The 17,642-nt window shown below is 69.0% G+C and carries 16 protein-coding genes; 9 read left to right on the forward strand and 7 right to left on the reverse strand.

Going from position 1 to position 17,642, the window contains the following annotated elements; translation table 11 throughout:
* Positions 1-31 precede the first annotated feature (31 nt).
* The 6 genes from BDD16_RS15755 to chrA all read left to right on the forward strand — a co-directional run bounded on the left by BDD16_RS15755 (position 32) and on the right by chrA (position 5,626).
* Complete coding sequence (locus BDD16_RS15755; protein ID WP_246332572.1) at positions 32-1,111, forward strand: sensor histidine kinase; 1,080 nt, start codon at positions 32-34, stop codon at positions 1,109-1,111.
* Positions 1,108-1,875, forward strand: coding sequence for a LytR/AlgR family response regulator transcription factor (locus tag BDD16_RS15760; RefSeq protein WP_179634824.1), 768 nt, complete (start codon positions 1,108-1,110; stop codon positions 1,873-1,875). The genes BDD16_RS15755 and BDD16_RS15760 overlap by 4 nt, the downstream gene beginning before the upstream one ends.
* 36 nt (positions 1,876-1,911) lie before the next feature.
* The gene (locus BDD16_RS15765) at positions 1,912-2,262 is read left to right on the forward strand and encodes a hypothetical protein (RefSeq protein ID WP_179634825.1); all 351 of its coding nucleotides are present in this window, start codon (positions 1,912-1,914) and stop codon (positions 2,260-2,262) included.
* A 180-nt stretch (positions 2,263-2,442) separates the two neighbouring features.
* Positions 2,443-3,771, forward strand: a complete 1,329-nt coding sequence (locus tag BDD16_RS15770) for a hemolysin family protein (RefSeq protein ID WP_179634826.1) — start codon at positions 2,443-2,445, stop codon at positions 3,769-3,771.
* The gene (locus tag BDD16_RS15775; protein ID WP_179634827.1) at positions 3,768-4,280 is read left to right on the forward strand and encodes a hypothetical protein; all 513 of its coding nucleotides are present in this window, start codon (positions 3,768-3,770) and stop codon (positions 4,278-4,280) included. The genes BDD16_RS15770 and BDD16_RS15775 overlap by 4 nt, the downstream gene beginning before the upstream one ends.
* Positions 4,277-5,626 carry a chromate efflux transporter gene (gene chrA, locus BDD16_RS15780; RefSeq protein ID WP_179634828.1) on the forward strand — a complete coding sequence of 450 codons (1,350 nt, stop codon included), beginning with the start codon at positions 4,277-4,279 and terminating at the stop codon, positions 5,624-5,626. The genes BDD16_RS15775 and chrA overlap by 4 nt, the downstream gene beginning before the upstream one ends.
* A 1-nt stretch (position 5,627) precedes the next feature.
* On the opposite strand, the gene BDD16_RS15785 is transcribed toward chrA, so the two are convergent.
* The 7 genes from BDD16_RS15785 to BDD16_RS15815 form a co-directional block, all read right to left on the reverse strand.
* Entirely contained in the window at positions 5,628-6,692 is a 1,065-nt protein-coding gene (locus BDD16_RS15785) for a DMT family transporter (protein WP_310732779.1), read from the reverse strand.
* A gap of 1 nt (position 6,693) precedes the next feature.
* The gene (locus BDD16_RS15790; RefSeq protein ID WP_218897834.1) at positions 6,694-7,056 is read right to left on the reverse strand and encodes a DUF6488 family protein; all 363 of its coding nucleotides are present in this window, start codon (positions 7,054-7,056) and stop codon (positions 6,694-6,696) included.
* A 48-nt stretch (positions 7,057-7,104) separates the two neighbouring features.
* Entirely contained in the window at positions 7,105-7,920 is an 816-nt protein-coding gene (locus tag BDD16_RS15795; protein ID WP_246332573.1) for a HupE/UreJ family protein, read from the reverse strand.
* Positions 7,921-8,006: 86 nt separating this feature from the next.
* Complete coding sequence (locus tag BDD16_RS15800; RefSeq protein ID WP_179634829.1) at positions 8,007-8,366, reverse strand: hypothetical protein; 360 nt, start codon at positions 8,364-8,366, stop codon at positions 8,007-8,009.
* 50 nt (positions 8,367-8,416) lie between these two features.
* A complete protein-coding gene (locus BDD16_RS15805; protein ID WP_179634830.1) occupies positions 8,417-9,913 on the reverse strand; it encodes a right-handed parallel beta-helix repeat-containing protein in 1,497 nt (498 codons plus the stop codon).
* A 635-nt stretch (positions 9,914-10,548) separates the two neighbouring features.
* Positions 10,549-12,198 carry a right-handed parallel beta-helix repeat-containing protein gene (locus BDD16_RS15810; protein WP_179634831.1) on the reverse strand — a complete coding sequence of 550 codons (1,650 nt, stop codon included), beginning with the start codon at positions 12,196-12,198 and terminating at the stop codon, positions 10,549-10,551.
* Positions 12,199-12,413: 215 nt separating this feature from the next.
* A complete protein-coding gene (locus BDD16_RS15815) occupies positions 12,414-14,111 on the reverse strand; it encodes a right-handed parallel beta-helix repeat-containing protein (RefSeq protein ID WP_179634832.1) in 1,698 nt (565 codons plus the stop codon).
* A gap of 114 nt (positions 14,112-14,225) precedes the next feature.
* Between BDD16_RS15815 and BDD16_RS15820 the strand changes: the two genes are divergently transcribed.
* From BDD16_RS15820 to feoB, 3 genes are all read left to right on the forward strand, one after another.
* Complete coding sequence (locus BDD16_RS15820) at positions 14,226-15,332, forward strand: glycosyltransferase (protein WP_218897839.1); 1,107 nt, start codon at positions 14,226-14,228, stop codon at positions 15,330-15,332.
* 104 nt (positions 15,333-15,436) lie between these two features.
* Positions 15,437-15,730, forward strand: coding sequence for a FeoA family protein (locus BDD16_RS15825; protein WP_218897841.1), 294 nt, complete (start codon positions 15,437-15,439; stop codon positions 15,728-15,730).
* Positions 15,727-17,589, forward strand: coding sequence for a ferrous iron transporter B (gene feoB, locus BDD16_RS15830; RefSeq protein WP_179634834.1), 1,863 nt, complete (start codon positions 15,727-15,729; stop codon positions 17,587-17,589). Before BDD16_RS15825 ends, feoB begins: the two co-directional genes overlap by 4 nt.
* Positions 17,590-17,642 lie beyond the last annotated feature (53 nt).

Here is a 17,642-nt window from a genome sequence, read left to right on the forward strand (position 1 = left end):
TCCACTGCCTTGACCCCGCCCGGCGTTCGCCATGTTCATGCCCCCCGAATCCGATCCGAACGACCTGCCGGACGACCTTTGCCAGGGCGGCGTCGTGCTGCGCACCGTGCTGTTCGTGCACGGGGTGGTGGCGCTGGGGCTGGGTTTCCGGGCGCTGTCGGTCCGCCAGTGGCTGGTCGACGTGTCGGTGGTGGTGGCCGCCGTGCTGCCGGCCACGCTGGTGTGGCTGCTGGCGGCGTGTGCGCTGGGGCGGGCGCGGCTGCGGGTGCCCCAGCGTGCCCAGCCGGCGGTGGCGTGGCTGGTGCTGTGCGGCCTGGGCGCGGCCTGCGGGGCGATGGCGTGGACGCTGCTCGTCTGGCTCGGCCAGATCGACGAGGGCTGGCCGACCGGCCTGGCCACCGTCGGCAGCGGGGCGGCGCTGTCCGGCGCGGTGTTCCACTGGCTGCGCCAGCGCACCCGGATGCGCCTGCCGGCCGGCACCCAGGCGCGGCTGGCGGAGCTGCAGTCGCGCATCCGGCCGCATTTCCTCTTCAACGCGCTCAACAGCGCGATCGCGCTGGTGCGGGTCGATCCGGCCCAGGCCGAGGCCGTGCTGGAAGACCTGTCGGAGCTGTTCCGCGCCGCGCTGGTCGGCTCGGGCGAGCGGGTCACGCTGGGCGAGGAGGTGGAACTGGCGCAGCGCTACCTGGCGATCGAGCAGGTGCGCTTCGGCGACCGGCTGAACGTGCGCTGGAAGATCGACCCGCTGGTGGAGAACGCCTGGGTGCCTTCGCTGCTGCTGCAGCCGCTCGTCGAGAACGCCGTCAAGCACGGGGTGGAGCCTTCGCCCACGGGAGGCGCCATCCGCATCCGGGCGCAGGCCCGCCACGGCCACGCCCTGGTCACCATCACCAACACGGTGCCCGAAGGCCGGCCCCGCAAGGGACACGGCATGGCCCTGCACAACGTGCGCGACCGGCTGCAGCTGCTGCACGATCTGGACATGCGTTTCGAAGCCGGTCCGATCGAGGGCGGGCGGTTCCGGGTGCGGCTGCTGGTGCCGCTGGTGAAGGGCACCGAAACCGCCCGGGGATCGGCACAGCGGCAGAAGGACAAGGAGAAGCAACCATGAGCACCTTGCGTGTCCTGCTGGTCGATGACGAGGCGCTGTCGCGCCTGCGCCTGCGCACGCTGCTGGGCGACTGCGTCGATCCGGTCTGTAGCGTGGTCGGCGAGGCCGCCACGGCACCTGCGGCCTTGCACTGGCTGACGCTGCACCAGGCGGACGTCGTGCTGCTCGACATCCACATGCCCGGCATGGACGGGCTGCAGCTCGCCGAGCGCCTGCGCGGCCTGCCGCGGGCGCCGGCGGTCATTTTCGTCACGGCACATGCCGAGCACGCGCTGGCGGCGTTCGAGGTCGAGGCGGTCGACTACCTGACCAAGCCGGTGCGGCGGCTGCGGCTGCAGGCGGCGCTGCTGCGGGTGGCCCAGCGGCTGCCCGGACCGGTGGCCACGGCCCCTGCGCCGCTGGACGCACTGCCGGCCACCCCCGTGATCGTGGTGCACGAGCGCGGCGAACTGCTGCGGGTGCCGCTGGCCGAGGTGCTCTATCTCAAGGCCGAGCAGAAGTACGTGACGCTGCGCACCGCGCGGCAGGCCTTGCTGCTGGACGAGTCGCTGGCAGAGCTGGAGGAGCGCATGGGCGACCGCTTCCTGCGCATCCACCGCAATGCGCTGGTGGCGCGGCATGCGGTGGTGGCGCTGGAGCGTCGCGACGACAGCGACGGGGCCGAGGGCTGGGCCGTGCGGATCGCACCGACGGACGAGTGGCTGGCGGTGTCCCGGCGGCAGCTCGTCGCGGTGCGCGAAATGCTGGCGGCGGAGGGGTTGTGAGGCCAGTCACGCGCTGCCTTTACACTCCGCCCCACCATGCGGCAGAAATTGATCGTGATCCTGGGGATTTTTGTCCTGCTGTGCGGCAGTTGGATCAGCAGCGCCGCCATGGTCACGCATGACAGTCTGCATACCCCCATCAATACCGAAGATGGCGTGTCGTTCGAGGAAAGTGTCCTTGATGATCTGCGCCCAGGGTCGCTCTCGCCGGAACACCTGTCATCCGGAGCGGCCTTGCAAGACCACGCGCCGCCGTTCTGCTTGACGCCATTGCGCCAGGTGTCGATTCCGGTGCGCCACCCGCAGGCGCTGGCCGAGAACCCACGCCCGCCGCCATTTCTGGGGACGCTGCGCCGTCCTCCCAAGGGGCTGACAGCACACGCCTGAACCGCACCCCCTGCGGTCAGCAGCGCTTTGCTTGCGCCGTCGCTGTCTCTCCTCGATCTGCTGACGCTGCACAGCCGTACAGCAGATGCCTCCCACGTCGATGTGCACTGGCTGATCGGGCCAGTGCCGCGCCGTTTCCTTGCCTGCGGCGAGGAAGTCTGGTGCCAACCACCTCTTGTCATGGAAATTGCATTACTTTTTGGGCTGATCCTGCTCAACGGCTTGTTCGCGATGTCGGAGATCGCCCTGGTGACCGCCCGCAAGGCTCGGTTACAGAAACTGCTGGACAGTGGCGACGCCGCTGCGGCTGCCGCCATCAAGCTGGGTGAAGACCCGACCCGTTTCCTTTCCACCATCCAGATCGGCATCACCTCGATCGGTGTGCTCAACGGCATCGTGGGCGAAGCTGCGCTGGCCGCTCCGCTGGCCCTCTGGCTCAGCCAGACCGGGGTGCCCGATCCTTACAGCACCTACGGCGCGACAGGTCTCGTCGTGGTGCTGATCACCTACTGCTCCATCGTCGTAGGCGAACTCGTGCCCAAGCGCATCGGGCAGTCTCAGCCGGAGTTGTTCGCGCGGCTGGTGGCGCGGCCGATCGATGGCCTGGCCATCCTGACCAAGCCCTTCGTGCTGCTGCTGTCGGCCTCGACCCACGGGCTTCTGCGGCTGCTGGGTGTCCGCGACAACGGCCAGAGCGCCGTGACCGAGGAGGAGATCCATGCCATGCTGGCCGAAGGGACCACGGCCGGCGTCATCGAATCGCACGAGCACACGATGGTGCGCAATGTCTTCCGGCTGGACGACCGCCAGATCCGCTCGCTGATGGTGCCGCGCAGCGACATCATCACGCTGGACACCGATCTGGACGTGCAGGAGAACCTGACGCGCATCCGCGAGAGCAACCACGCGCGGTTCCCGGTGGTCAAGGGCGGGCTCGATCAGGTGCTGGGTGTCGTCAACGCGCGCCAGTGGCTGTCCACCCTGCTGGTGGATGGCCCGGGTGTCCTGGCCGAACAGCCGTTCCAGACCCCGCTGTACATCCCGGAAACCATCACGGGGATGGAGTTGCTCGACAACTTCCGCTCGTCCGACATGCAGATGGCGTTTGTCATCGACGAGTACGGCGAGATCCAGGGCATCGTGACGCTGCAGGATCTGATCGAGGCCATCACGGGCGAATTCCGTCCGCGTGACCCGGAGACGTCCTGGGCCTTGCAGCGCGAAGATGGTTCGTGGCTTCTGGACGGGCACATTCCCGTGCAGGAACTCAAGGATCGGCTGGAGCTGAGCGCCGTGCCGGAGGAGCACAAGGGCCGCTTCCACACGCTCGGTGGCATGTTCATGCTGCTGATCGGCCGCCTGCCGGCGGAGGCGGATGTCGTGACCTGGGAGGGCTGGCGCTTCGAGGTGGTGGACATGGACGGCAAGGCCATCGACAAGGTGCTGGCGAGCCGGCTGGTGCCCGAGGCCCCTGGGCTGGATGCCGCCAGCGGGAGAGCCGCGCCATGAACTGGATCCGCTGGCGAAGCCCCGTGCTGCTCGGATTGGTGTGTTTCCTGGCCGGCTGTCCTGACGGGTATCCGACCAGCCACCCCGAGGACGCTGACTTTCCCGCAAGTTCCGTCGACCTGACGCAGGTGCAGCGCCTGCAGCGTCTCAACGAGATGGGCGCGGACACCAGCCCGCATCTGCGTTGGAATTACACCCTGGCGACGGGATGCCGGCTGCAGGTTGAACACCAGGAGCGGCGGCTGTTTGCCCGCAGCCAGGTGGCGAGTGTTCCGCTCTTCGGGACCGAGATCCGCATCGAGGCGCTGGAAACGGAGCCAGAGCTGTACCGCGTGATCGGCGTGCGCGATGCGGCTGGGCAGGCGCAGTCCCAGGACGCGCTCACCCTGCTGCATGACCAGGGGAGCTGGCCAGATGCGATCCAGTTCCGGGCCTTGCTGACCCATCTGCAGCGAGACTGCCGTGCATCCGGCGCATCGGCCACGCCTGTCCTCTCCAGCCCGCCATGAGTACCGTCCCTGCGCACGACCGCCCCGCCCACCCGACCTTCCGCGAAGCCTTCCTCTACTGGCTGCGGCTCGGTTTCATCAGCTTCGGCGGTCCGGCTGGGCAGATCGCGGTGATGCATGCCGAGCTGGTGGACAAACGCCGCTGGATCAGCGAACAGCGCTTCCTGCACGCGCTGAACTACTGCATGGTGCTGCCCGGTCCCGAGGCGCAGCAACTCGCCATCTACCTCGGCTGGCTGCTGCACCGCACCTGGGGCGGGATCGTGGCCGGGGTGCTGTTCGTGCTCCCTTCGCTGTTCATCCTGGCGGGGCTGACCTGGGTCTACCTGGCGTTCGGCGATGTCCCGGCCGTGAAGGGGATCTTCGACGGCATCAAGCCTGCCGTGGTCGCCATCGTCGTCTTCGCGGCCTGGCGGATCGGCGCGCGGGCCTTGAAGAACCGGGTGCTGCAGGCGATGGCGGCGCTGTCCTTCGTCGCGCTGTTCGGGTTCGGCGTGCCGTTTCCCGCCATCGTGCTGGCGGCGGGGTTGATCGGGCTGGTCGGGGGCCGGGTTGCGCCGCAGCATTTCCAGACGGGTGGCGGCGGACATGGCGCTGCGCAGGCCCGCCACGCCCCCGCGCTGATCGACGACGACACCCCTGCACCACCCCATGCGCGCTTCCGCTGGGGCTACCTGCTGGCGCTGGTGGGCGTGGCATTCGGGCTGTGGGTCGGCATGGTGGCGCTGCTGCTCGGCCAGCCGGTGCTGCACGACATGGGGGTCTTCTTCACCAAGGCGGCGCTGCTGACCTTCGGCGGTGCCTACGCGGTGCTGCCCTATGTCTACCAGGGCGGCGTCGAGACCCACGGCTGGCTGACCGGCCCGCAGATGATGGACGGGCTGGCGCTGGGCGAGACGACGCCGGGACCGCTGATCATGGTGGTGGCCTTCGTCGGCTTTGTCGGCGCCTGGACCAAGGAGATTTTCGGGCCGGACGCGCTGGCCGCGGCGGGCATGGCGGGGGCGGCGGTGGCGACGTTCTTCACCTTCCTGCCGAGCTTCGTCTTCATCCTGGCGGGCGCACCGCTGGTCGAGTCCACCCGGGGCAACCTGAAGTTCACCGCACCGCTGACCGGCATCACGGCGGCGGTGGTCGGCGTGATCCTGAACCTCGCGGTGTTCTTCGGCTGGCATGTCGTCTGGCCGAGGGCGACCGCCGCGGCGCCGTTTTCCGGCGGGGTCGAGGTGTTCTCGGCGGCCGTGGCGGTGGTGGCCTTTGTCGCGCTGTGGCACCACAAGCAGGACATCATGAAAGTGCTCGCGGTCTGCGCCGGGATGGGGTTGCTGCGGAGCCTGATGGGCTGACTCAGTGGGCGTGGGTGTGGTGCGCGTCGGGCGCGTGCGCATGGGCGTGGCGCATCGGCGTGTGGATGTGCCGGTGACTGTGTTCGCCTGACGGTACCGGGTCGTGGGTGTGGTCGTGGTGGCCGTCGTCGTGGCGGTGGGCGTGTTCGTGCTCCAGCGCCTCGTGCGCATGTTCATGGGCATGCGACTCGGCCAGATGCAGCAGCACGCCGCCCAGCATCGCCGCGCAGCCCACCAGCATCGCGATCCCCCAGCCCCGATCGCCCAGCGCCACAGCCGTCAGCGCCCCGAGGAACGGCGCCAGCGCGAACACCGAGCCGGTGCGGGCGGCGCCGAAACTGCGCTGCGCCAGCAGGTAGAAGCGCAGGCTCAGCCCATAGCCGGACGCGCCGACCGCCAGCAGCGCCGCCACCGCAGTCCACGCGGGCACCGCCTCCCCCGCCAGCACCGCGAGCAGCCCCGACGCCGACGCCCCGAGCGCCGCCTTGACCATCACGACCTGTCCCGGATCGCGCTCGGCCAGTGCCCGCGAGACGGTGTTGTCCGCCCCCCAGGCGACCGTCGCCACCAGCACGGCCAGCAACCCGGCCAGGCCAGCGCGCCCGTCCAGCCCCTGGTCGAACACCAGCAGCACGCCGCCGCACAGGATCAAGCCCATCGCGGCCAGCACCCGTCCGTCCAGCGATTCCCGGTACAGCAGCCGCGCCAGCAGCGCCGTGAACAGCGCCTCCAGCGTCAGCATCAGCGAGGCGCTCGCCCCGCTGGTGCGCTGCAGGCCCCAGGCCAGCGCCACCGGCCCGAGCACCGCGCCGAACGCCGCCATCAGCAGCAGGCGTGGCGCATCGCCGCGCTGCAGTTGGGCCTCGCGCTCGACCGGCTGGCGCAGCACCGCCCCGAGCAGCGCCGCTCCCGCGTACAGCAGACCCGCCGTGACGAAGGGGCCGAGGCCGCGGCCGAAGTGCTGCACCAGCGGCGTGCTCAGTCCGAACAGCGCCGAGGCCAGCAGCGCCAGCGCGGCCCCGCGCCACACCGGATCGTGGCGAAGACGGTCGGGGGCTGCGCGCACCTCACTGCCCGGTGTGGTTGGCCGCGATGAAGTTGCCGATCGGCGTGTAGAACAGGTAGAGCGCCTCCTTGGCCTTGTCGGTGGCGGCCGGGTTGCGGAAGGTCAGGCGCCATTCCTTGCCCTTCTTGCCGTCGATCTGCTCGATCTTCTCGGGCTTGGTGATGGCCTGCCAGGACTTCTCGACCTTGTTGCCGCTGACGAGCTGGTTCTTGTACTGCGTGGCGCAGCCGACGACGGTGGCTTCGGTGGCCGGCTTGCTGCCGTGGAAATGGCAGCTTGCGTCAGCGCCAGCGTATGCGGCCGGCATGGCCAACAAGGCGGCGGCGGAAAGGGTGGCAGTGCGTGCGATGGCGATGGGGTTCATGGTGAGGTTCCTGGGTGAATGGAGTGAAGTGTCGGCGGAAGGTCGGGTTCAAAGGGTGTTGCGGTCCGGGTCCACGGTCTTCTCGACGTCCATGTCCTCGTGCAGATGGCGGTGTTCCTGCTCGGGGAAACGGAAGCTGTCCGGGTCGCTGTCGTGCGAGTAACCGTGCAATTGCATCAAGAGCAGCAGCGCGCCCAGATACATCAGCAGCTGGTTCGCCGCGAAGCTGAACCGTGCGAACGACGGCCGCTGCCGCCAGACCGCCAGCAGCGCCACCATCACGGTCAGCGCCGCGATCTGGCCGATCTCCACCCCGAGGTTGAAGCTCAGGATGCGCAGCAGCATCGCGGTGCTGTCATCCCCCAACGGCAATTGCTGCAGGCGCGTGGACAGCCCGAACCCGTGCAGCAGCCCGAAGCCGAAGACGGCCGCGAGCAGGTTCGGCGACGCCATGCCGAGGTGTTTCTGGAAGCCGCCGTTGTTGTCGAAGGCCTTGTACATCACGCTCAGCGCGATCACGGCGTCGATCAGGTAGTAGTTCCAGGTGATGCCGTAGAAGGTGGCGAAGACCAGCGTGAGGCAGTGCCCGAGCGTGAACACGGTGACGAACTTCGCCACGTCCTTGAACGTGGTGAGGAAGAACACCACGCCGAACAGGAACAGCAGGTGGTCGTGGCCGGTGAGCATGTGCGTGGCACCGAGCCCGATGTATTGCACGTAGCCCCCGCTGAGCATGCGCTCGCGGTCTTCGGCGGAGATGCCGTGGGCGTCGGCGAGGAGGGGTGTCAGCAGCGTCAGGCACAACGCCAGCCCAGGAAGGGCATGGGCGGCCAGACGCCGCCAGAAGGCAGGCAGGGAATTCAAGGAGAGTCCTCGTCAGATGGGGATCGAATCGGATGCCTTGGGCCTGCGGTGGTGCAGGCGCTGGGGCAGGGAAACCGAACCGGAGATCAGACGAGGGGTCGGGGAGGGCGCAGCGGGCTGTCCAGTACGGGGCCGGGACAGAACAGGCCGGTCCCGGGGACCAGGACGGCGGCGCCTGGCAGGCAGAGGGGCGTCTGGTGCGGGATCAGCACCGCCCATTGCGACAGGCTGCTGGTGTCGAGGTGCCCATGCGAGGTCGGTGCGTCCAGCCCGTCCTCCATGTGCAGGTCACCATCGGTGTGGTGGTGGTGACCCACCGCTTCGGCATGCACCCAGACGTGCTCGATGGCCCCGGACGGCCTTCCAGGATCGGAAGGCAGCAGCGGGACGAGCAACTGTTGCCATAGCAGGCACACCAGCAGGAGGATCCGGATACCGAGGCGCATCGGGGGCGGATTCTAGCCACGAAGTGCGCCCCAGATGGCCGACCGGCTGCTCAGCGCTCCACGGCGCCCAGGTCGATCTTGGTGCCCTTGACCGTGCGGGCCACCGGGGTGAGGCTCGATCCGAGCTGGTGGTTCACCCCGTACGCAGCGGCTGCGGCTGGAGCGGCCTGACCGGCATCGACGATGGCGCTGCCCGCCAGCGGCGAGAACGTCGCGGCGTCGAAGGGCATGGCGCTGCCGGTGAGCAGGTTGGCAGCACCCTTGACCTGGCCCTTGAGCGTCTTCCACTGCGTGGTGTCGGTCCAGCCGGTGCGGATCCAGTTGACGCCGAGGTTCAGGATGCCGTCCGGGGTGTAGCTCGGCGACAGCGAGTCGTTCTCGGCCTGGCGCATGTTCAGCTCCGTCACCGTGCTGTCGAACCAGAACACGTTGTTCCAGGCCTCCACCGTCTCCGCGGTGGTCGAGATCTGGAAGATGCGCGCGCCGCTGCCGGTGCCGTGGACCGTGTTGTTGAAGAAGTACAGCGTGCCCTTGCGGAACAGCGACTCGCCCCAGTTGGCCCCCGCCGGCGCGCCGAAGTGGTCCCCGCCGTAGTGGAAGAAGCTGCCGTCGTCGCCGTTCTTCTTGATCTGGTTGCCGTAGACGAAGCTGGTGCGGTAGGCCGGGGTGGCCAGCGCGGTGACGGGGAAGTCCTCGGCTTCGACCATGTCGATGGCACGGGCGCCGCCTTCGATGCGGTTGTAGCGCACGACCATGCCTGCCGAGCGGTCCTTGGCCGAGTTGCCCAGCGAGCCGGCACGCAGCGGACCGTAGCGGTTGAACTCGATCACCATGCCGACGCTCTGCGTGTAGGTGGTGTGCATGTGGTCATCGCCGACGATGCCGTGGCCCCACATGTAGTTGCCGGCGATGCGGATGTCGCGGGTCTGCGCGAAGAGGCCCTCGTCGTTGGACTTGGTGAAGATCCCCATCTGGCAGTCGCTGATCTCGTTGTCGGCGATCAGGATGTTGTGGCCGCGGTCCACCCAGATGCAGGCGCCGAAGGGGTCGTAGGTCTTGGTGGCGCCGGCTGCATTCTTGAAGGTGTAGCTGGGATGGCCGGCGCGGATGTTCAGCCCGTCGATCGAGATCCAGCTCGGGTAATCCGTGTAGGTGCCGCTCGCGTTCGCCTTGATGGCGATGATGGTGCGGCCCTGGTGGATGTCGCGCGTTTCGGTCGTGTTGCCATAGGCGGTACCCAGCGCGGCGCGGGTGGTGGCGCCGTTGCCTTCGATGATCGGACGTTCGTTGTTCGGGCCGCGCACGCCACAGATCCGCACCGGCGCCGCTTCCGTGCCGGAGGCGGCCACCATGAACTTGCCCTTGTACGGGGTGGCCGTGTAGAAGATGCGCACCGTGTCACCGGCCTTCAGCGCTTCCCACGGCACCGTGTCGAGCGAGGTGTAGGCCTTGCCGGGGCCGACCTGGTAGTCGACGCCCTTGCCTGAGGCGACACAGGCCGTCAGCGCCAGACCCTCGACCGGCGGGGCCGGTGTCGGGGCGGCCACGGGCGCTGGGCTGGGCGCTGCAACAGGGCTGGGGGCGGGTGCGGGCGATGCCACCGGGGTGGGGCTGGGCGATGCCACCGGAGTGGGCGACGCCACCGGCGCTGGGCTGGGCGATGCCACAGGGGAGGGGGTCGGAGCGGGGGTGGGTGCTCCGCTCACACTGAGCACGGTGCCTGACTCCCCCCCGCCGCAGGCCGTGAGTCCACCGGCCAGCGTCAGGCAGGTTGCCATCCACAAGGTGCGTACGTGCGCTGTTCTGATCTGGTCCATCGGGTCCTTCTTCTGGGTTGCTGCAGGGATGGCAGCGAAGATAGGCGGGCGGCTCGGCGGCACCAGTAAGCAATTTTCTTTACTGTAACGGCCAGAGTGACGCAACAAAGATTCGCTTTTTGATCTGTTTTTGTAATTTTTCCACTTATTCGCGGGACAGAAAAAATCGGCTTTCCGGTCTGGATCGTGTGTTGTTTCACGCAGACCGGGGCCGGTGTGGCGCAGGCTGCAAGCGCCGGTCACAAGGCGTAGCCGGTGATCCGGTGGGGCATCCGCTCCGGATCGCCGCATCTCCACACCTCCCGTTGCAGACGAAGGGTGTTTGCATCGTCTGCAGCGCCTCGCGCGAGGCGCTGCAGACCCGCTCAGCGTTCGACCGCGCCCAGATCGCTGGCGGTGCCGTTGACGCGGCGCGCGACCGGACGGCGCAGGGCGTCCAGCTGGTAGGCCAGCGGATGTGCGTAGACCACTGCGGGCTGCGCCGCGGCACGATCGGTCAGTGCCGAGCCGCTCACGGGCTGCATCGACGCCGCGTCGAACGGCAGGCTGGTGCCCGTGACCAGCCATTGCGTGCCGCTGACCGAACCGCCCACGGTGTGCCACGGGTCGCTGTCCTGCCAGCCCGTGCTGATCCAGTTCACGCCCAGGTTCAGCACGCCACCGCCCACCCAGGGCGCCGCCACTTCCTGGTTCATGCGCAGATTGCGCTGCACCACGGTCGGGGCGAAGTGGATGGCGTTGTTCCAGGCTTCGACCGTCTCCTGCGTGGTCGAGATCTGGAACACCCAGGCCTGCGTGCCCTTGAGCAGCAGGGTGTTGTTCCAGAAATGCAGCGTGCCCTTGCGGAACAGCGGCTCGCCCCAGCCGGCCCCTGGTGCGCTGCCGAAGTGGTCGCCACCGTAGTGGATGACGCTGCCGGTGTCGCCGGTCTTGACGATCTGGTTGCCGTAGACATGGGTCGTGCGGTAGGCGGGCAGTGCCAGGGCGGTTCCGGGGAAGTCCTCGGCCTCGACCAGATCGATCGCGTGGGCGCCTTCCTCGATCCGGTTGTAGCGGATGACCGTGCCGACCGAGCGGTCCTTGATCGCGTTGCCGGGCGAGCCGCTGCGCAGCGGGCCGTAGTCGTTGAACTCGACCACCGTGCCCACGCTCTGCAGGTAGGTGCTGTGCTCGTGCCAGTCGCCGACGATGCCATGGCCGGCGAAGCGGTTGCCGGCGATGCGCAGGTTGCGCGTCACCGCGAAGTCGCCGTCGTCGGTGGACTTGCTGAAGACGCCCATCTGGCAGTCGGTGATCTCGTTGTCGGCGATGGTGATGTGCTGGCCGCGGTCGATCCAGATGCAGGCGCCGAACGGCGCGTACGGGCGCTCCACGCCGGCCGCCGTGCGGTAGCGGTAGTCGGGGTGGCCGCGGGTGATCTTCAGCCCGTCGATCTGGATGTGGCGCGGGTAGGCGGTCCAGGCTTCGGTGGCCAGCGACTTGAGGACGATGACGGAGCGGTCCTGGTGGACGTGGCTGTAGACAAGGGTGTTGCTGTAGAGCGGGCCGAGGGCGGCGCGGGTGGTGGCGCCGCTGCCGTCGATCACCGGACGCTCGCCGTTCGGTCCGCGCACGCCGCAGACCCGGATCGGTGCGTCGGCGGTGCCCTGGCCGGCGATCAGGAACTTGCTGCGGTAGGGCGTGTCGCGGTGGAAGACGCGCACGGTGTCACCGGCCCGCAGCGACTCCCACGGCACGGCGTCGAGGCTGGTGTAGGGCTGGCCGGTGCCGACGCGGTAGTCGGTGCCGCGACCGGAGGGCACGCAGGCGGTCAGGCCGAGTGCCGCGGCGGGGGCCGTTGCCGTCCGCAGCACGATGACCGGGGCGGGTCGCTGGGTGATGGGAGGTCGCGTGACCGTGGCCGTGCCGCGCATGCCCTGTGCCGGACTGGCGGTGGCCGCCAGCATCAAGGCGCCTGCACTGGCGAGACTGCACTGCAAGCGGACCGAAGTCCGGTTGGTGGGGATAAAACGCATGGGACAACCTCCTGAGCCGGGTGTGATCCACCCGATCCGGACGTGCGTCAGACAGCGACGCACTGGCCCGGATCACGGCCCGTGAGGTGTTGGCAAGCGTTGGTCCCCTTGTTTGCGGGGGGTGTTTCTGGCCTGAATTCACGGGTCGCTGGATCGACGACCAGTGGATTCGATTTGCCAATTTGCTAAAGCCCGAACAAGTCGGTGCGAACCGCTCATTTCAGCTCGAAGGCGCCGAGGTCCGGTCCACGCCCGGCGACCGGCCGTTTCACGATGCCGGCCGGCTCGGCGAACTGGTAGCCCACGGGCGGCAGGTCAGCGGGGCTGTCCGCCAGGTCCGTGCCGGCGGCTCCCGGGCGGGGGCGCAGGTCCGGGCCGAGTCCCGCGGCGGGCTGGCTCGGCAGCTTGCCCTTGACGGCGACCTTGACCGAGGAGGTCGGCGCCGCTTCGGCCCAGTCGCGGCTGATCCAGTTGCTGCCGTTGAACTCGATGGTGCCGGCTTCGTGGCCGATGCGCATCTGCGTCGTGCCCTGGTTGATGAACAGGTTGGACCGGGCATCGACCTTCTGCTGCGCGGTCGGCATGTCGAACAGCGCCATGTACCAGGCCTGCGCCTGGGTGCTGTTGTGCAGCACGGTGTTGTTGTAGAAGTGGAGCGTGCCCTGGCGGAAGTAGCGTTCGTCGTTGTCGCCGCCCCAGTGGATCAGCTTGACCGAGGCGTGGCCGGGGTTGCGGAAGTCGTTGACGATCAGGTTGCCGTAGACCCAGGCCTGCGGGTAGAGCGGGTCCTTCAGGATCTGTTTCACCCCGCCTTCGATCTCCACCAGGTCGATGGCACGGGCCGCCGCGACGATGTGGTTGAAGCGCACGACGGTGGCGCTGGAGCGGTCCTTCATCGACGAGCCCTTGGCGCCGGGGACGAGCTGGCCGATGTAGTTGCCCTCGTAGAGCGCGCGGGCGGTCTGCACATAGAGGTTGTGCTCGAACCAGCTGCCGACGTTGCCGTTGTCCCAGATGCGGTTGTGGCGGATGAAGACGTTGCGGCTGGCCTCGTCCTCGGACTTGCTGTTGACGAAGATGCCGTTGCCGTTGCGGGTGATCTCGCAGTTCTCGACCGCCAGGTCTTCCACGACGATGGCGTAGATGCCCGCCGCGCCGCCGGAGAAGGTGCCGGTGCTGCCGTCCTGCGCGGTGTAGCGGTGGTCCTTGTGGGCGCCGGTGATCTTGAGATTCTCGATGCGGATGTGTTTCGGCCGGCTGCCCCAGGCCTGGTCGCGCGACTTGTAGATGAAGATCAGGCCGAGGGATTCGCTGTACTGCTTGCTGAAGAAGCCCGCGGCGGCGGCGTCGCGGGCGGTGACGGCGTTCTGGCCGCTGAGGACCGGGCGGTTGCACTTCGCGTCGGTCACGCCGTGAATCACCACGGGCGCGTCGGCCGTGCCCTGGGCGCGGAGGCCGATCTTGGTGCGGTAGGGCTCGGTGCGGTGGTAGATGTTGACCACGTCCCCGGCACGCAGCGACAGCCACGGCACGTCGGTCAGTTCGGTGAGGGTCTGGCCCGGCCCGACGTGGTAGGTGGTCCCGGAGCCGGTCAGCGGCTTCGAGCAGCCATCGGCGCTGACCGGCTCGCGCGGTGCGGGGGGCCAGGCGGTGTCGGCAGCGGGCGGCGGGGCGTCGCCAGGCTTGCCGGGGCTGGCCGCGGTGTCGGGCGCCGGGGCCGCCAGATCCCCGAGGAACTGGCCGGATTCGCTGCTCGGGCCACCGGTGGTCTGCACGCCGCTGTTCGACGAGGGAACGATCACGCGCTGGGCGTGGCCCGGCAGTGTCAGCAGCGACAGGCTGGCGGACAAGCCCAGTGCAAGCACCCGGGGCAGGGCGTTCGGGCGGAAAGAGGTCGGACGGCTTGGGGACATGGGTGTGGACTCCTGGGCAGGCGGCGCTGCCGAACGGTGGCAGTCTCTCAAACGGAAGGTGGCTGCGCTAGCATGCGCGCCATTCCAGACAGCCCGATTCTCGCCATGAGACTGATGCACATTGTTGATTCGCTTGAATTCGGAGGCCTCGAACGGGTGACCACCGACCTGGCGATCGAGCAGAAACGCCGAGGCGACACGGTCTGCGTGTTCAGCCTGCTGCACACCGAGGGCCTGAAGCCCGAACTCGAGGCCGCCGGCATCGAGGTGATCGTCGGCGGCAAGCGCGACGGGCTGGACCTGCCACTGATCGGCCGCCTGCGCCGCGCGATTGCCGAGCGCGGCATCGAGGTGGTCCATGCCCACAACTTCGTGCCGAACTACCACGCCGCCGCCGCGCTCTGGGGCCGCTGGCGCCGCCCGACGCTGGTCTGCAGCCTGCACGACATGGGCTTCCGGCTCGACCGCGAGCCGCGGCTCAAGCGCTTCTTCACCTGGGCGATCGGCCGCACGCAGGGCTATGCGATGGTCGGCTCGCAGGTCCACGGCCGCTACGTCGGCAGCGGCATGGTGGCCGCCGAGCGGGCGACGACCGTGCTCAACGGCATCCCGGTCGACCGCTTCCGCTGGACGTCCGAGCGCCGCCGGATCGCGCGCGAACGCCTGGGCGTGCCGCAGGACGCGCTGCTGATCGGCGCGGTCGGGCGGCAGGTGGCGCTGAAGAACCACGCGCTGCTGATCGCGCTGATGCCGGCGTTGCTGGCGCGGCATCCTTCGCTGCGGCTGGCACTGGTCGGCAGCGGGCCGCTCGAAGCCGATCTGCGTGCACAGGCCGAAGCGGCTGGCGTCGGCGACCGCGTGATCCTGACCGGCCAGCGCCGCGACGTCGCCGACCTGACCCCCGGCTTCGACATCTTCGCGATGCCCTCGCTGACGGAAGGCCTGTCGATCGCGCTGCTGGAGGCCTGCGCGACGCGGCTGGCCATCGTCGCGACGGCGGTGGGCGGCAATCCGGAGCTGGTGCGCGACGGCGAGAGCGGCCTGCTCGTGCCGCCCGGCGAAGGCCCGCCGCTGCTGCAGGCGCTCGACCGGCTGCTGGCCGATGCGCCGATGCGCGAGCGGCTGGGCCAGAACGCCTGCGACTGGGTGCGGCAGCATGGCTCGCTCGACACCCTGTACACGTCGTTCCGGACGTTCTACGAAACGGCGCAGCGGCGCTGACCTGGATGATCTGGATCAAATCGGGGCAATCTCCCGTGCAAGTCGGGGCCAGTGTGGGGGTGGTTGCAAGCGTATTGAAAACGATTCTTGTTTAGAATTTGTGCATGACACACGCCCCCATCCTCCTGTCCCTGCGCGATCTGCCTCTGCGGGTCAGCGCCTGCATCGCGGCCGTGGTGCCGCGTTCGGCCGATGACCGCATCGCCCAGCGCCTGGAAGAGCTGGGCTTCGTGCCGGGCGAGCGGGTGCGCGTCATCGCCCACGGGCCGCTGGGGGCGGAGCCGATCGCGGTGCAGCTCGGCTTCACCCGGTTCGCGCTGCGGCGGGCCGAGGCCGAGCGGGTGATGCTCAGTGCCGCGTCGATCGAGCCGCCCGCCACCGCTCCGGACCATTCATGAGCGCCGCAGCCGCTGCAGGCCATCCCACCGCCCACCTGGCGCTGGTCGGCAATCCCAACTGCGGCAAGACGGCGCTGTTCAACCGCCTGACCGGCAGCCGGCAGAAGGTCGCCAACTACACCGGCGTCACCGTCGAGCGCAAGGAGGGCCGCTTCACCGGACCGTCCGGCCAGCATTTCCGCATCCTCGACCTGCCCGGCGCCTACAGCCTGCAGCCCAAGAGCCCGGACGAGGCCGTGACGCGCGCCGTGTGTCTGGGCGAACTGGCCAGCGAGCCGCTGCCGGACGTGCTGATCGCCGTCGTCTCGGCCACCAACCTGCGGCTGCACCTGCGTTTCGCGCTGGAGGTGCGCGCGCTCGGGCGGCCGATGGTGCTGGTGCTCAACATGATGGACGAGGCCCGCCGCCTCGGCATGCAGATCGACCGCGAGGCCCTGGCGCGGGAGCTGGGCGTGCCCGTGGTCGAGGCCATCGCCGTCCAGCACGATGGCGCGCAGGCGCTGGTCGAGCTGCTGGACCGGGGCGTGCCGCCAGCCCCGACCGTGGCCACCCCTGTCGATCTGCACGCCGAAACCGCGCGCCTGCTCGCCCGGACTGTCACCTTCAGCGACACGGTGAGCCTGCGCGACGAGCGGCTGGACGCCGTGCTGCTGCACCCGGTCTGGGGGCCGCTGGTGCTGACGGCGGTGCTGTTCCTGATGTTCCAGGCGGTGTTCTCGTGGGCGGGGCCGCTGATGGAGGGCATCAAGGCCGGCATGGAGTGGCTGACCGGGCTGGTCAACGGCGTGATGCCCGAAGGCCCGTTGCGCGGTCTGCTGACCGATGGCGTGATCGCCGGGGCGGGGGGCGTGCTGGTGTTCCTGCCGCAGATCCTGATCCTGTTCCTCTTCATCCTGGCGCTCGAAGAATCGGGCTACCTGCCGCGGGCGGCCTTCCTGCTCGACCGGGTGATGGTCGGCGCGGGGCTGTCGGGGCGTTCGTTCATCCCGCTGCTGTCGAGCTTCGCCTGTGCGGTGCCGGGCATCATGGCCACGCGCAGCATCCAGCACCCGCGCGACCGCCTGGTCACCATCCTGGTCGCGCCGCTGATGACCTGCTCGGCGCGGCTGCCGGTCTATGCGCTGCTGATCGGTGCCTTCATCCCGGACACGACCGTGGGCGGGGTGTTCAACCTGCAGGGGCTGGTGCTGTTCACGCTGTACGTCGCGGGCATCGTCAGCGCGGTCGCCGTGTCGATGGTGCTCAAGCGCTGGTTCTCGGTCTCTGGTCAAGGCGACACCGAACAGCCACTGCTGCTGGAGCTGCCGGCGTATCGGCTGCCGAATCCGCGCGACCTGGCGATCGGCCTGCTGGAGCGGGCGCGCATCTTCGTGCGCCGCGTCGGCACGATCATCCTGTCGCTGACCGTGCTGCTGTGGGGGCTGGGCAGCTTTCCCGCACCCCCGGAAGGCGCCACTGGCGCTGCAATCTCCTACAGCCTGGCCGGCACGATCGGTCATGCGCTGGAGTTCGTGTTCGCGCCGATCGGGTTCAACTGGCAGATCTGCATCGCGCTGGTGCCGGGCATGGCGGCGCGCGAGGTGGTCGTCGGGGCGCTGGCCACGGTGTACGCGCTGTCCGACACCAGCGACGCCGCCACCCAGCAGCTCGCCGGCCTGATCGGCGCGCAGTGGGGACTGCCGACGGCGCTGTCGCTGCTGGCCTGGTTCGTGTTCGCGCCACAGTGCATCTCGACGCTGGCCGTCATCCGCCGCGAGACCAACTCGGCGCGCACGATGTGGCTGTCGGCGGCCTACCTGACCACGCTGGCCTACGGCGCGGCCTTCCTGACCTTCCACATCGCCAAGGCACTGACATGACGACGACGCTCTACGCCGCCTTCGAAGCCACCGTGATCGCCGCGGCCTGCGGC

Origin of the sequence: Sphaerotilus montanus (assembly GCF_013410775.1) — a bacterium.
Lineage (GTDB): Bacteria > Pseudomonadota > Gammaproteobacteria > Burkholderiales > Burkholderiaceae_C > Sphaerotilus > Sphaerotilus montanus.

What these genes read in the sequence shown, in the direction of transcription:
- BDD16_RS15800 (WP_179634829.1), bottom strand. Translation starts at nt 8,366, where the DNA reads ATGCGCCTCGGTATCCGGATCCTCCTGCTGGTGTGCCTGCTATGGCAA.
- BDD16_RS15790 (WP_218897834.1), bottom strand. Translation starts at nt 7,056, where the DNA reads ATGAACCCCATCGCCATCGCACGCACTGCCACCCTTTCCGCCGCCGCC.
- chrA (WP_179634828.1), top strand. Translation starts at nt 4,277, where the DNA reads ATGAGTACCGTCCCTGCGCACGACCGCCCCGCCCACCCGACCTTCCGC.
- BDD16_RS15765 (WP_179634825.1), top strand. Translation starts at nt 1,912, where the DNA reads ATGCGGCAGAAATTGATCGTGATCCTGGGGATTTTTGTCCTGCTGTGC.
- feoB (WP_179634834.1), top strand. Translation starts at nt 15,727, where the DNA reads ATGAGCGCCGCAGCCGCTGCAGGCCATCCCACCGCCCACCTGGCGCTG.
- BDD16_RS15775 (WP_179634827.1), top strand. Translation starts at nt 3,768, where the DNA reads ATGAACTGGATCCGCTGGCGAAGCCCCGTGCTGCTCGGATTGGTGTGT.
- BDD16_RS15770 (WP_179634826.1), top strand. Translation starts at nt 2,443, where the DNA reads ATGGAAATTGCATTACTTTTTGGGCTGATCCTGCTCAACGGCTTGTTC.
- BDD16_RS15755 (WP_246332572.1), top strand. Translation starts at nt 32, where the DNA reads ATGTTCATGCCCCCCGAATCCGATCCGAACGACCTGCCGGACGACCTT.
- BDD16_RS15810 (WP_179634831.1), bottom strand. Translation starts at nt 12,198, where the DNA reads ATGCGTTTTATCCCCACCAACCGGACTTCGGTCCGCTTGCAGTGCAGT.
- BDD16_RS15820 (WP_218897839.1), top strand. Translation starts at nt 14,226, where the DNA reads ATGCACATTGTTGATTCGCTTGAATTCGGAGGCCTCGAACGGGTGACC.
- BDD16_RS15760 (WP_179634824.1), top strand. Translation starts at nt 1,108, where the DNA reads ATGAGCACCTTGCGTGTCCTGCTGGTCGATGACGAGGCGCTGTCGCGC.
- BDD16_RS15825 (WP_218897841.1), top strand. Translation starts at nt 15,437, where the DNA reads ATGACACACGCCCCCATCCTCCTGTCCCTGCGCGATCTGCCTCTGCGG.
- BDD16_RS15815 (WP_179634832.1), bottom strand. Translation starts at nt 14,111, where the DNA reads ATGTCCCCAAGCCGTCCGACCTCTTTCCGCCCGAACGCCCTGCCCCGG.